Origin of the sequence: Streptomyces sp. NPDC048420 (assembly GCF_040651535.1) — a bacterium.
In the GTDB taxonomy this organism is placed as follows: domain Bacteria; phylum Actinomycetota; class Actinomycetes; order Streptomycetales; family Streptomycetaceae; genus Streptomyces.
Map to the genome: position 1 here is coordinate 178,544 of NZ_JBEZKG010000003.1, position 13,184 is coordinate 191,727.

Here is a 13,184-nt window from a genome sequence, read left to right on the forward strand (position 1 = left end):
TCCGCCGAACCCCGATCACCGCCCCGCAGAAGGCCCGTTAGATGTAAGGGTCATGGTCCTCCCCAGTACGGAGGGCGCGCGGTCCCTTGGGAGGAGCCGGCGGTACCCGCACTTCACCGGACAGCACGACGAGACGGGTTTATCCAGCTCATACCTTCGAAGCGAAAGGTGGCGGCAGGGGGCTGCCACCGCTCACAAGGGGGCAAGCCCGTCATGGGGAACGGAGACACAAGGGTGCGGGGCCTGGCCGCGCGGGCCGGCGGCTGGAGCGCACGGCACCGATGGGCTGCCGTCGGTATCTGGGTGCTGTTCGTCGTCCTGGCCATGGGGCTCGGCTCGGCGGCCGGCCGGGTCGACGTCAAGGACAGCGACCAGCTCAAGGGGGAGACCCACACCGCCGCGAAGATCATCGAGGACGCCGGGATCGACGAGCCCGCCAGTGAGACGGTGCTGATCCAGGCCAAGGACAGCGGTGGCAAGGCGACCGACGCCGACTTCCGGGCCGCCGTCGCCGCGGTCGTGAAGGCCGTCGAGGGCACCGGCGAGGTCACGGACGTGACCTCGCCGTACGACACGAACACGATCTCCAAGGACGGCCGCAGCGCGCTCGTGCAGTTCGACATGCGCGGCGAGGCGGACACCGCGGGCGAGCGGGTCGAGCCGGTGCTGAAGGCCGTCGAGGGGGTACAGAAGGAGCACGGGTCGCTGCGGATCGAGGAGATCGGCGGCGCGAGCATGATGAAGACGTTCGACGACGCATTCGGGGACGACTTCCAGAAGGCCGAGATCTCCGCGGTGCCGGTGGCCCTCGGCATCCTGCTCATCGCGTTCGGCGCCCTGGTCGCGGCGCTGCTGCCGGTGCTGCTGGCGGTCAGCGCGATCGTGGCGACGATGGGTCTGATGGGCCTCGTCAGCCATGTCATGCCGATGAGCGACACCGCCAACTCCGTGATGCTCCTTGTCGGTCTGGCCGTGGGCGTCGACTACTGCCTGTTCTATCTGCGCCGTGAGCGCGAGGAGCGGCAGGCCGGCCGGGACGCGCAGACGGCCCTGCGGATCGCTGCCGCCACCAGCGGCCGCGCGATCATCGTCTCGGGTGTCACGGTGTGCGTGGCGATGGCGGGCATGCTGTTCACCGGTCTCGCCGAGTTCGAGGCGATGGGCCTGGCCTCGCTGATGGTGGTCGCGGTCGCCATGGTCGGCTCGGTCACCGTGCTGCCCGCGCTGCTGTCGCTGCTGGGCGGAGGGGTCGAGAAGGGCAAGATCCCCTTCCTGCACCCGGAGAGCCGGCTGCGTCGCAATCGGGGCGGCGCGAACCGTGAGAGCCGCTTCTGGACGGCCGTGCTCAAGGGTGTGCTCGCGCGACCGGTCATCTCGGTCGTCGTCGCCGCCGGCGCGCTGCTCGCCATCGCGGCGCCCGCGGTCGGCATGAAGACCCAGAACCTCACGCTGGACCAGGAGTTCGGCGACTCGCTGCCCATCGTGCAGACCTACAACCGGGTCAACGACGCCTTCCCGGGCGGTTCCGAGCCAGCCGAGGTGGTCGTCAAGGCGGCCGACATCAACGCCCCCGAGGTCACCGGCGCGCTGGCCGACTTCAAGGAGCGGGCGATCTCCTCGGGCGCCTCGCGCGGCCCGGTCGAGATCAAGCTGCACGACGCGCAGAACCTCGCCTTCGTGTACGTCCCGCTGGTGGGCGGTTCCGACCTCGACAAGGCCGGTCAGAGCCTGGACAAGCTGCGCGACGAGGTCCGTCCGGCGACGCTCGGCAAGGTGGACGGCGTCGAGGCGCCGATCACCGGGCAGGTCGCGGGGTCCAAGGACTTCAACGACCAGCTGGCCGGAGCGGTCGTCCCGGTCTTCGCGTTCGTCGTGGTCTTCGCCTTCGTGCTGATGCTGCTGTCGTTCCGCTCGCTGACGGTCGCGATCACCTCTATCGTGCTCAACCTGCTGTCGGTGGGCGCCGCTTACGGCATTCTCGTCGCGGTCTTCCAGCACGGCTGGGGCGCGTCCCTGGTGGGCGCGGAGGGCGTGGGCGCCATCATCACCTGGCTGCCGCTGTTCCTCTTCGTGATCCTGTTCGGGCTGTCGATGGACTACCACGTGTTCGTGGTCTCCCGGATCCGCGAGGCGCGTCTGCGGGGCCGTACGACGAAGGACGCGATCCAGCACGGTGTGGTCACCACGGCCGGTGTCGTCACCAGCGCAGCCGTCATCATGGTCGCGGTGTTCGCGATCTTCGGGACGCTGTCCATGCAGTCCATGAAGCAGATGGGCGTGGGCCTCGCGGCCGCGGTGCTCATCGACGCGACGATCATCCGGGGCGTGCTGCTCCCGGCGGTGATGGCGCTGCTCGGCGAGCGCAACTGGTACCTGCCGAAGTGGCTGAACCGGCTGCCCGACCTCACCCACGACGAGGCCGCGGACGCCGTGGCGGCGCCCGCGGCACGGGACGACGAGGGTGAGCGCGTGAGGGTCTGACCCCAGGGTTCTGAACCCCCTTGTACAGAGGGCCCGTTGGTCACCGGGGAGCCAGCGGGCCCTCACTCATGCCCGGGCCCGGCGTGCGGCCAGTTCTGCCTCGATGAGATCGGCCGCCCTGCGGGTGCCGCCCTCCTGGGCCATACCGGCCTGAACCTCCTTGAGTTTCCGGGCGACTTCGGGATCGTCCACGAGCGCGAGAGCAGCCTCCCGGAGCGCCGCTGCGGTCGCGTTCTCGGTGTCGATACGGCGGGCCACACCGAGTCCCTGCAGCACGTCCGCGTTGCCGAACTGGTCCACGGCCTGCGGTACGGCGATCATGGGAGTGGCCGTCGCGAGCCCCTCCTGACTGCCGCCGGCGCCGGCGTGCGTGACGAACAGGTCGGCCTGCCTGAGGATCGCCAACTGCGGTACCCAGGACCGCACTTCGACGTTGTCCGGTACGGCGCCGAGCTCGGCGGGGTCCACGTGCTTGCCGATCTGGAGCACGAGGTGCCAGCCGGGCAGGTCACCGAAGGCCTTGAGGCATTCCTTGTAGAAGTCGAGCTGCTTGGTGAAGGCGGAGCCGAGGGAGACGAGGACGACCTTGTCCGCCGAGTCCGGCCGCCGCCACTCCCCCTGGGAGCCGCGGTCGCCCTGACAGGCACCGACGAAGGTGTGGACGGCATCGTCCACGTTGTCGGCGTTCCACTGGAGCGCCTTCGGGATCAGGACGAGGGAGCGGTCGGGGCGACCGGTGAAGTGGTCGGGGTGCTCGGTGATCCCGTTCTCCCTCAGCCAGTTCTCGAAGCGGGCGTAGTAGGCCTGCCCGCGCGCGGTCTTCTTGGGCTCGGCCCACATCGGTTCGAGGACCTCCTCCTCGTAGCCCTTCCAGGCGACCATGCTCGGCGAGAGGGAGATCGCGGGGACGCCCCAGCGGTGGGCGAGGACGCGGGCCGGGTAGGCGGTGATGTCGTGCAGGACGAGATCCGGCGTGTCACCGTCGTATGCCTCGGCGAGCTGCGGCAACGCCTGCATGGCGTCGGCGAGGAAGCGCTCCACGTAGTCGAGCAGTTCTGAGCCCCAGGCCGCCGGGTCGTCGTCGGGCCCGGGCAGGGTCGAGTTCCAGAGCTTCGGCTCGGCCCCGGCCTCGGCGACCTTCTCGGCGAACACCGGCGGAACGGCGTACGTGACCCGGTGCCCCCGCGCCACGAGCTCGCGGATCACTTCCAGGCTGGGGTTCACGTGGCCGTGGGCGGCGATGGAGAACATCGCGATGTGCGAGGGAGTGGTCATGGGGAGGAGACTAAACGAGACGAGACGTCTCGTGCAACCTGATTGCGCGGCAGACGAACGACTCATGGCGCGAGCACCTCGTGAAGCCGCAACCATCGCTCGGGTGACACGGCTCCCACGAGTACGGTCCGGTCGAGACCGGCGGCACGGAAGGCCGCGTCGACCCGGCGCCGGGGGTGGGCCCGGCACAGGGAGGCATGCAGCGAGCCCCCGACGCCCGAGAACCCGAGCTCGACCAGATGCCGCCAGCCGTACTGGTCGCCGGGCGCGAGGAGCGGTGAACGGCGGCGCTCGATCCGGATGATCCCGGCATCCACGCGCGGCACGGGCCGAAAGCCGTACCGGCCGACCCTCCCCACCAGTCGCCACTCATGACGGGGCCAGCTCAGCACCGTCAGCTTGGTCCAACTCCCATAGTCGCCGGTGCGCTTGCGGGCGTACTCCAGCTGGGTGAGGAGTGTCGCTTCGGTGAGGGCGGGGGCCCTCAGACACCAGTCGACGATCGCGGCGGTACGGGAGAAGGGCACGTTCCCGGCGACCGAGAAGGGGACATGGGGTGGACGTGCCGCGAGGAAGTCCCCCGCGACAACCCGGACTTGGCGCATCCCGTCCACGCGGGTACCGAGCAACGGGACGAGCCGTTCGTCGATCTCGTAGGCGAGCAGCCTTCGGCAGCGCGGGGCGAGCAGTTCCGTCAACGCGCCCTTGCCCGCGCCGACTTCGAGGACGAGCGGGGCTTTCGGGTGCGGTACGGCGAGCCTCGCGAGGCGCGCGGCGGCCGCACGGTCGGTGAGGAAGTTCTGGGAGAGGGTGCGCGAGACGCGCGAGGGGCGGGCCATGGCCTGCGGTCCTTGTCTTCCGGAAGCGGGAGAAGGGCAGACGAAGGCCCTGACCGGAAGACAGGAGAGTGGATGCGGGACGAACCCGGCCGCGCGTGATCAGCGACGGAAGTGGCTCCCCGGGCCGGTCAGGGCTCCGGGGCCACGCCGCATCCGTACGGAGTGCGTGAAGCCCCGGCCGAGACCGGAGAAACGGATCGCGTTGTTCGCTGCCACGGACGGAACGCTAGAGCGGTCCGGTCGGCATGGACAACGGGTTTTTCACCGCTGGTACCGGGCGAGCACTGGATTTCCGTCGTCCTCCAGCCGTTTCCGCAGCTCACCGAGGTCGATCGCACCGCTGTAGTACTCCTGGAAGGCGGGGGTGGCGACCTTGTCCTTCCACTCCGGATAGCCCCGGACGGACTGCGCGGGCGCCGGGCGCAGATGCGGGGCGAGGGCGGTTCCCGTCGCCCAGCCGTCCTTGGCGGTGCGCAGGGCGGGGTCCTTCAGGGCCTCGGTTCCGGTGGGCAGCATCCAGTCCCCCAGCGCCAGCCGGACCATGTTCTTCGGCTGGAGCAGGAAGTCGACGAACTCGGCGGCCTCCTTCTTGTGCGGGCTGTCCTCGGCGACGGACAGGGTCTGCGGGCTGACGCCCTGGGTGAGCCCGTCGGCGCCGGCCGGGGCGGGCAGCACCTGCCAGCGGAAGCCCTCGGGTGCCTGCTGCGCGATCTGCTGACGGTAGGAGAAGCCGAGCGGGACCATCGCGTACTTGCCGCCGAAGAAGCCGGGCAGGGTGTCGGAGCCGCCGCTGCCGAGCGTGGTGGGCGAGGCACTGTGGTCGGTGTTCGCCTGGTCGTGGATGGTGCGCGGCACGGTCCGGTCGGCCTTCTCGAAGCGGACGGTGACCTTTCCGTCGGCTCCCCGGTGGAAGAGCTGTCCGCCCGCCGACAGGGAGAGGTTGAGGGTCGCGGAGACGGGCTCCTTGAGCGGCCAGGCCACGCCGTACCTGCCGTCACCGCTGAGCTGTTCCGTGATCTGCCGGAACTCCGCCCAGCTCCAGGGACGTTCGGGCGTGGGAATGCGTACGCCGGACTTCTCCAGCCACTCGGCGTTGGCGATCAGGACGCGGGGTTCCTGGAGGAAGGGCACGCCGTAGACACGGCCGTCGAAGGTGGCCGTCTCCCAACTGCGTTGCGGGATGTCCGACGTGAGCCGCTGGGGCAGCAGGCCGGTCAGATCGGCGAGGTAGCCGCCGTAGGCGAAGTCCGCGAGATCGTCGGAGGCGTCGTGGATGATGTCCGGGGCCTCGCCGCCCTCGAAGGCGGTGAGCAGCTGGTCGTGGACGCTGTCCCAACTCCCCTGCACGTACTCGACCTTGACGCCGGGATGGGTCGCGTTCCACTCCTTCACGAGTTCCTTGTTGGCGGTGACGGACTCCTCCTGCCAGGCGAGGGACTGGAAGCGGAGGGTGATACGGCCGTTCTCCGTGGTGCTGCTGTTGGTGCATCCCGCAAGGAGCAGCAGGAGAACTCCCACGATCCATCGTGCGCGCATCAGCTCTTCACCGCCCCGGCCAACATGCCTCCCGTGATACGGCGTTGGATGATCGCGAAGATGATCAGTGAGGGCAGCGTGGCGAGGAAGGCGGCCGCCGCGAGCGGGCCGAGGTCGGCTACGCCCTCCGCGCCGATGAAGTGGGTGAGGACGACCGGCAGGGTCTGTTTCTCCGGTGTCTTCAGCAGCACCAGGGCGAAGAAGAACTCGTTCCACGCGGTGATGAACGCGAACAGTCCCGTCGCCACGAGGCCGGGCGCGAGCAGCGGCGCCGTCACCGACACCAGGGTCCTGAGCCGTCCGGCCCCGTCGACCGCCGCCGCCTCCTCCAGCTCGGTCGGCACGGCACGGACGTATCCGACGAGCATCCACAGCGCGAACGGCAGCGCCCACACGACATACACCAGCACCAGGCCCGTGAGGGAGTTGATCAGCCGCAGGTTCTTGAGCACCAGGAACAGCGGGATGATCACCAGTACGAGCGGGAAGGCCTGGCTGACCACCACCCAGCCGGTGGCCGCCTTCGCGAGCCGGGTGCGGTGGCGGGCCATGACGTACGCGAGCGGGGTCGCGATCAGTACGGCGATCACGGCGGCGGCGAGTGCGGCGAGCAGGGAGTTCCCGGCGGCGCGCAGCAGGGGCTGTTCGTCGAAGGCCTGGCGGAAGTTGTCGAGGGTGGGGTCCCGTGGGATCCAGGTGGGGTGCAGACTGCCCAGCTCGCGCGGTGACTTGAAGGCGGTGGAGACCAGCCAGAGGAAGGGGAAGGCGAGGAAGACGAGATAGGCGAGGAGGGCGGCGTACTGGCCGACGCGGCCGGTGGTGCTGGTCTTCACGCGTCGTCACCTCCCTTGAGGCGGCCCATGAGGAAGAGGGCGAGAAGGACGGAGACGACGGCCACCATCACACACCCCATCGCGGCCGCGTAGCCGAACTGGCCGTAGCGGAAGGCCTCTTCGTAGGCGAAGAGCATGGGCAACCGGGTACGGCCGCCGGGACCGCCGCTGGTCAGCACGTACACCAGGGCGAACGAGTTGAAGTTCCAGATGAAGTTGAGCGCGGTGATCGCGAGGGCGACCGGCCGGAGCGCCGGCCAGGTGACCGTGCGGAATCTCCGCCAGGCGCCCGCGCCGTCCATCGCGGCCGCCTCATGGAGTTCGCGCGGGGTGTTCTGGAGGCCGGCGAGCAGGGTGACCGTCGTCTGGGGCATTCCGGCCCACACGCCGACGACGATCACGGCGGGCAGGGCGGTGGACAGGCCGCTGAGCCAGTCACGGCCGTCACCGAGGCCGAGGGTGCGCAGGGTCTCGTTGAGGACGCCGGCGTCCGGGTTGTAGACGAGCCGCCACATGACACCGACGACGACCTCGGGCATGGCCCAGGGGATGATCGCGAGGGCGCGGGCGAGCCAGCGCAGCTTCAGGTCCTGGTTCAGCAGGAGGGCGAGGCCGAGCGCCAGCAGGAACTGCGGGACGGTCACCCCGACCGCCCACACCAGACCGATCCGGAACGACTCCCAGAACAGCGTGTCGTGCAGCAGATCCTGGAAGTTCAGGCCGCCGATCCACTGGGTGGCCCGGGTCCGGCCCGACTGGGCGTCGGTGAAGGCCAGCAGGATCCCGTACAACAGCGGACCCACACTCAGCAGCAGAATCGGGATCAGCGCGGGCAGCACCAGGAACCAGGCCCCGCGGTCGGACGGCGGACGGTCCCCCTTGACGCGCGGTGCGCCCTGCGCCGACCGCTTCGTCGCGGTCACCAAGGTCACGTAATCGGCTCCTTCGCGCGGTTCGTGACGTGCCGGCCCTCCTGCCCCGGGCCCCCGTCATGGTCGTGAAGGGGGTATGCGCCGTCAAGACAGCGCGCACACGGGCCCACCTGTGGGAATGCGAGACTGGCCGGGCGATGGCGTGAACTCGACGCCGTTCGCGTGGGCACTGCACGGGCATGCGTGACATGTCAGAACCGGGAGGCCGGACGATGGACGAGGCACGGGCGCGGGACGTACTGGCCGCGGCGGGGGTGTTGCCGGGGTCGGCGCAGTTGCTCGCCCTGGGTGAGAACGCCGTGTTCGCCGCCGGTGACCTGGTCGTCAAGGTGGGCCGGGACGCCGAGTTGCTGGACCGGGCGCGGCGCGAACTGGACATCGCGGTGTGGCTGGCGGAGGCGGGGGTGCCGGCGGTGCGGGCGGCCGAGCCGAAGGCGCGGTTGGTCGAGGGACACCCGGTGACGGTGTGGCACCGGCTCCCGGATGCCGTACGGCCCGCCGAGCCGCGGGATCTGGCCGAACTGCTGCGGGTGGTGCACACGCTTCCCTCGCCGTCCTTCGAGTTGCCTCGCCGTGAGCTGCTGGGCGGTGTGGAGCGGTGGTTGCGGCTCGCGGGAGATGCGATCAGCTCCGCTGACGCGGCGTACCTTCGTGAGCGGCGGGACGGTTTCGCTGCGGCGGCGGCTGCGGTGACGCCTCGTCTGGAGCCGGGGCCGATTCATGGGGACGCGTTGCCGCGCAATGTTCATGTCGGGCCTGATGGTCCGGTTCTTGTCGATCTGGAGACCTTCTCCTCGGATCTGCGGGAGCACGATCTGGTGGTGATGGCTCTGTCCCGGGATCGGTACGGTCTTCCGGCCGAGGCCTACAACTCCTTCACCTCTGCTTATGGGTGGGATGTGCGGGAGTGGGAGGGGTGTTCGGTGTTGCGGGGGGCTCGGGAGACGGCGAGTTGTGCGTGGGTTGCGCAGCATGCGGCGTCGAATCCCAAGGCGTTGGCGGAGTTCGAGCGGCGGGTGGCGTCTTTGCGGGACGGCGATGACGCGGTGAGGTGGTATTCGTTCTGACCGGTGGGCGGGTGCGGGTTGTATGTGGCTGGTCGCGCCCACGCGGCGGAGCCGCACATCGACACAGCCCCGCGCTCCTGAGTCAGTCACCTTCCCCTTGGATTGATCGTGCCGCCGACCTCAGTTCCGCCAAAACCGTGCGCACCGCCCTCCTCGCTGTTCTCTCCGGGCGGTACAGGGCGTCGATGTGGCGTCTTGCCTGTACGCCGCTCAAGGGTCTGAGCACCAGCGCCGGATGGCGGCGCATCGTCCACCTGGGCATCAGCGCCAGGCCTCCCCCCGCCGCCACCGCCTCCGCCGCCACCGCGAACTCGTTGATGCGGTGTGACAGGTGGAGGCGGCGGCCCGCTGCCGCGGAGATCGCCTCGATGGTGGCCATGACCGGGAAGCCGTCGTGGACAGTGATCCAGGGCTCGTCGGCCACGTCCGACGGGGTCACCCGGCGTTGGGCCGCCAGGGGGTGGTCGGCGGGCATGGCCACGTCCAAAGGTTCGCGCAGGAGCGTGGTGGCCGACACCGTGGGCGGCCAGGCCGGGGCGTGGTCCAGGCGGTGGGCCAGGACGATGTCGTACTCGCGGGTCAGGCGGGGGAAGTCCTCCTGCGGGACGTCCTCGTCGGCGAGTCTCGGGACGGGGGTGCCGGGGGCGGCCAGGGCGCGCAGCAGCAACGGGAAGAACGCCGCGCCCGCGCTGTGGAAGGCCGCCACCGAGACCTCGCCGTCGGGCCGGTCCACGAACTCCTCGACCGTGTGCCGGGCGCGGGCCAGGGCCGTCTCCACCTCGATGGCCGCACCGGCCAGCGCCTGACCGGCGTCCGTGAGCACCAGCCGCCGGCCGTCGCGCTCGGTCAGCGGCACCTGGACCGAGCGCTGCAGCAGCCTGAGCTGCTGCGAGATCGCCGACGGGGTCACCAGCAGTGCCTCGGCGACCGCGGTCACGCTGCCCAGTTCGCCGAGTTCCCGCAGGACCCTCAGCTGTCGTTCGTCCATCACGACAGTGTAGGAGTACTAAAAGATCGTTTAAGGAACTGGCTCTGGGCTTCAGAGACGGCTCGGTGCAGGGTGGGCAGGTGTCCGACGCCCGCCGTACCGACTCGGTACTCCTGCTGGTCGCGATCGTCTGGGGTTCGAGCTATCTCTCCGCCCAGACAGCGACGACCGCTCTCCCTGTCCTGCTGGTGCTCTTCGCCCGCTACGCCCTGTCCGCGTTCGCCTGTCTGGGAGTCATCGCCTCCCGCGGTCGGACGTCGCGCCGGTGGACGCGCGACGAACTGCGCGCCGGTGTCCCGCTCGGCCTCACCCAGGCCGCCGTCCTGGTCGTCGAAACCTACGGTGTCGCCCACACCAGTGCTGCCAACGCGGGGCTCATCATCAGCCTGACCATCGTCCTCACCCCCCTTCTCGACCGCACCGGTCACCCCGTCGGTCTGCCGCCCGTCTTCTACGCCGCCGCCGGACTGTGCGTCCTGGCCGTCGGGCTCCTCATGGCGGGCAACGGCTTCCACGCACCCCGCCTCGGGGACCTGCTGATGCTCGGTGCCGCGGTCGTACGGGCCGGCCATGTGGCCCTGGTCGGCCGCCTCACCGCGGGCCGGGCGATACGGCCGCTGCACCTCACGACCGTGCAGACCCTCGTCGGCACGGTCCTGTTCCTCCCCTTGGCCGCGCGCGATCTTCCGGCGCTGGCCCACGCCGGCACCGCCACCTGGACGCAGCTGCTCTATCTCGCCCTGTTCTGCAGTGTGTTCGCCTTCCTCGCCCAGACCTGGGCGGTGCAGCGCACCTCCGCAAGCCGGGCCAGTCTGCTGCTGGGCACGGAGCCGATCTGGGCCGCCGCGGTGGGGGTCGCTCTGGGCGGCGAGCACTTCACCGTACTGACCGGGCTCGGCGCGGTCATGATGATCGCCGGTACCTACTGGGGGCAGTCAGTGGAACGCGCCCATCGCTCAACCACCCCGCGCCGCACCGAGGTTCAGCCCGCCGGAGAGGGCACCGCACCACGGGTGGAACCCATCGCGAGCGCCCTGTCGGAGTGACTGCCTCTCACACTGTCTCGTCCGCCGACTCGCGCAGCGGCCATGTGCCGTCGACCACCGCCGTCGCGTCGCCCTTGCGGCGCAGGAAGCCCTGGAAGTCGGCCGCCCATTCCGCGTACCACTCGATCTGGCGGCGGTGCAGTTCGGCCGGGCCGAAGGCGGCGACCTTGGGATGGCGGGCGGCTATCGCACAGGCGAGCCGGGCCGCGGCGAGGGCATCGGCGGAGGCGTCATGGGCGGCGTCCACCGCGACGCCGTACTCCGTGCACACCGCTTCGAGGTTGCGCTTGCCGCGGCGGTAGCGGTCCACCGAGCGGTCGATGGTGTACGGGTCGATGACCGGGGCGGGATCGAGGCCGCCCAGACGCTCACGCAAAGACGGCAGGCCGTAGCGGCGCAGTTCGGCGGAGAGCAGGCTCAGATCGAAAGCGGCGTTGTACGCGACGACCGGGACGCCCGTCCTCCAGTAGCTCGTCAGGACGTCCGCGATGGCGTCGGCGACCTGGTCGGCGGGGCGGCCCTCGGTGGCCGCCCGTTCGTTGCTGATGCCGTGCACCGCGACGGCGTCCGCCGGAATCTCCACGCCCGGGTCCGCCAGCCACTCCCGGTGCCCGATCGGCTGCCCGTCCCTGACCTCGATCACGGCTCCCGTGACGATGCGCGCCTCGCGCGGATCGGTGCCGGTGGTCTCCAGGTCGAAGCCGATCAGCAGCTCTCGGTGCCAGCCCATGGGCGGTCCCCCTTCTTGGTGGTGCTTTCCCCCAGTGGTCTCCACCTTCCCATGCGCCACTGACAATCAGAGGACCGCATTCCGCTTTGCGACCCTGCGCCCCTGCCCCCTTGCGACAGTTCAGGACACCGGGCGCGAATCCACCCAGTTCATCTCGAACTCCTCGCGGTAGGTCGGGAAGAGACCGCTGTCGTCCACATCGCCCGGCTTGACGACCCGGTTGCCGTTGCGCAGCACGAGGACCGGTGCCTCCATCCCCCTCGACCGGCGCAGATAGGACTGCACGACCGCTATGCCGTCCGAGCCGTCGCCGTCCACGAGGTAGGCCGTGAAGCGCGGGGTCTCGTCGTAGACCTGGATCTCGAAAGCGCCCGGGTCGCGCAGCCGGGACCGCACCCGGCGCATGTGCAGGATGTTCATCTCGACGGCGCGGCTCAACTCGCCGCGTTTCATGCCCAGTTCCCGCTCGCGCCGCTTGACCGCGCTGGAGGCCGGGTTCAGGAACAGCAGCCGCACCCGGCAGCCGGCCTCGGCAAGGCGGATCAGTCGGCGGCCGGAGAAGTTCTGCACGAGGAGGTTGAGGCCGATGCCGACGGCGTCCAGACGGCGGGCCCCGCCGAAGATGTCCTCCGCGGGGAACTGGCGCAGCAGCCGCACCCGGTCCTGGTGCACGGCGACCACGTCGGCGTACCGGTCGCCGACGAGGTCCTCGACCGCGTCGACGGGCAGCCGCCGGGCGGACGGTACGTCGCCGCCGGCGCCGAGTATCTCGAGGAGTTTGGCGGAGGCGCGCTCGGCCTGGCCGAGGACCGCCTCGGACAGGGCGCGGTTGCGGGAGACGACGTTGCGGGTGACTTCCAGTTCGTCCAGGGCGAGTTCGACGTCCCGGCGCTCGTCGAAGTAGGGCTCGAAGCACGGCCAGTGCTGCACCATGAGCTCGCGCAGCTGGGGCAGGGTGAGGAAGCTGAGCACATTGTCGTCGGCGGGGTCGAGCAAGTAGCCCTTGCGGCGGCTCACTTCGCGGACGGCGACCGCGCGCTGGACCCATTCCTGTCCGGCGGGCCCGGCGGCTGCCACCACCCAGTCGTCGCCGTGGACGGGTTCGTAGATGGGGCGCAGAACAGCGGCCACGACGGCCCGCAGCCGCTGTTCGACGAGGTTCAGCCAGATGTAGGCCCGGCCCGCCCGCTGGGCGCGCGTACGTACCTCGCGCCAGGCGTCGGCGTCCCAGTCCAGCTCCGGCCCGATCGTCGCTCCCGCGTCCATCGGCCGTGCCAGGGACACCGTGCCGGGCGGGGCGTCTGAGGAGTTCCCCTCGTGACCCTCGTCACCAGGGGGCAACTCCAGCCCTCCCGAGCCCACCCACGCACCGCCTTCCGCTCCCCCGAGAACTCCCGAGGGTCCGCCCCCACCCAACGATCAAGGAAGGGTACTCCGGGAGCGGTCGGCGGTGCAGC

10 protein-coding genes and 1 pseudogene are annotated in these 13,184 nt (G+C 70.2%); 3 read left to right on the forward strand and 8 right to left on the reverse strand.

Features of this window, described 5'->3' with window-relative positions; all coding sequences use genetic code 11:
- The first annotated feature begins 213 nt into the window (after positions 1 to 213).
- Complete coding sequence (locus tag AB0D34_RS05890; protein WP_362657054.1) at positions 214 to 2,481, forward strand: MMPL family transporter; 2,268 nt, start codon at positions 214 to 216, stop codon at positions 2,479 to 2,481.
- Positions 2,482 to 2,547: 66 nt separating this feature from the next.
- Here the strand turns inward: AB0D34_RS05890 and mgt are convergent.
- The 5 genes and pseudogenes from mgt to AB0D34_RS05915 all read right to left on the reverse strand — a co-directional run bounded on the left by mgt (position 2,548) and on the right by AB0D34_RS05915 (position 7,896).
- Positions 2,548 to 3,799 (reverse strand): annotated as a pseudogene (gene mgt / locus AB0D34_RS05895) (macrolide-inactivating glycosyltransferase).
- 19 nt (positions 3,800 to 3,818) lie between these two features.
- Positions 3,819 to 4,595, reverse strand: a complete 777-nt coding sequence (gene erm / locus AB0D34_RS05900; protein ID WP_362657057.1) for an ErmE/ErmH/ErmO/ErmR family 23S rRNA (adenine(2058)-N(6))-methyltransferase — start codon at positions 4,593 to 4,595, stop codon at positions 3,819 to 3,821.
- A gap of 261 nt (positions 4,596 to 4,856) precedes the next feature.
- A complete protein-coding gene (locus AB0D34_RS05905; protein ID WP_362657060.1) occupies positions 4,857 to 6,131 on the reverse strand; it encodes a sugar ABC transporter substrate-binding protein in 1,275 nt (424 codons plus the stop codon).
- On the reverse strand, positions 6,131 to 6,964 hold the full coding sequence (locus AB0D34_RS05910; protein ID WP_362657063.1) for a carbohydrate ABC transporter permease: 834 nt from the start codon (positions 6,962 to 6,964) through the stop codon (positions 6,131 to 6,133). The genes AB0D34_RS05905 and AB0D34_RS05910 overlap by 1 nt, the downstream gene beginning before the upstream one ends.
- A complete protein-coding gene (locus tag AB0D34_RS05915) occupies positions 6,961 to 7,896 on the reverse strand; it encodes a sugar ABC transporter permease (protein WP_362657066.1) in 936 nt (311 codons plus the stop codon). The genes AB0D34_RS05910 and AB0D34_RS05915 overlap by 4 nt, the downstream gene beginning before the upstream one ends.
- Before the next feature lie 212 nt (positions 7,897 to 8,108).
- Here AB0D34_RS05915 and AB0D34_RS05920 point away from each other — a divergent pair, with 212 nt between their 5' ends.
- Complete coding sequence (locus AB0D34_RS05920; RefSeq protein ID WP_362657069.1) at positions 8,109 to 8,963, forward strand: aminoglycoside phosphotransferase family protein; 855 nt, start codon at positions 8,109 to 8,111, stop codon at positions 8,961 to 8,963.
- An 82-nt stretch (positions 8,964 to 9,045) separates the two neighbouring features.
- Here the strand turns inward: AB0D34_RS05920 and AB0D34_RS05925 are convergent, their stop codons facing one another.
- Positions 9,046 to 9,951, reverse strand: coding sequence for a LysR family transcriptional regulator (locus tag AB0D34_RS05925; RefSeq protein ID WP_362657072.1), 906 nt, complete (start codon positions 9,949 to 9,951; stop codon positions 9,046 to 9,048).
- 80 nt (positions 9,952 to 10,031) lie between these two features.
- Here AB0D34_RS05925 and AB0D34_RS05930 point away from each other — a divergent pair, with 80 nt between their 5' ends.
- Positions 10,032 to 10,997: a DMT family transporter gene (locus tag AB0D34_RS05930; RefSeq protein WP_362657075.1), complete on the forward strand. Its 966-nt coding sequence runs from the start codon at positions 10,032 to 10,034 to the stop codon at positions 10,995 to 10,997.
- A gap of 7 nt (positions 10,998 to 11,004) precedes the next feature.
- Here AB0D34_RS05930 and AB0D34_RS05935 read toward each other — a convergent pair whose 3' ends face one another.
- Both AB0D34_RS05935 and AB0D34_RS05940 read right to left on the reverse strand, forming a co-directional pair.
- The gene (locus AB0D34_RS05935) at positions 11,005 to 11,727 is read right to left on the reverse strand and encodes a 3'-5' exonuclease (protein ID WP_362657078.1); all 723 of its coding nucleotides are present in this window, start codon (positions 11,725 to 11,727) and stop codon (positions 11,005 to 11,007) included.
- Positions 11,728 to 11,847: 120 nt separating this feature from the next.
- Positions 11,848 to 13,089 (reverse strand): SAV2148 family HEPN domain-containing protein, encoded by a 1,242-nt coding sequence (locus AB0D34_RS05940; RefSeq protein WP_362657081.1) that lies wholly within the window; start codon positions 13,087 to 13,089, stop codon positions 11,848 to 11,850.
- Positions 13,090 to 13,184 lie beyond the last annotated feature (95 nt).

Bases quoted from the DNA above. Each gene is read 5' to 3' on its own strand.
- AB0D34_RS05925 (WP_362657072.1), bottom strand. From the start codon at position 9,951: ATGGACGAACGACAGCTGAGGGTCCTGCGGGAACTCGGCGAACTGGGC.
- erm (WP_362657057.1), bottom strand. From the start codon at position 4,595: ATGGCCCGCCCCTCGCGCGTCTCGCGCACCCTCTCCCAGAACTTCCTC.
- AB0D34_RS05905 (WP_362657060.1), bottom strand. From the start codon at position 6,131: ATGCGCGCACGATGGATCGTGGGAGTTCTCCTGCTGCTCCTTGCGGGA.
- AB0D34_RS05935 (WP_362657078.1), bottom strand. From the start codon at position 11,727: ATGGGCTGGCACCGAGAGCTGCTGATCGGCTTCGACCTGGAGACCACC.
- AB0D34_RS05890 (WP_362657054.1), top strand. From the start codon at position 214: ATGGGGAACGGAGACACAAGGGTGCGGGGCCTGGCCGCGCGGGCCGGC.
- AB0D34_RS05920 (WP_362657069.1), top strand. From the start codon at position 8,109: ATGGACGAGGCACGGGCGCGGGACGTACTGGCCGCGGCGGGGGTGTTG.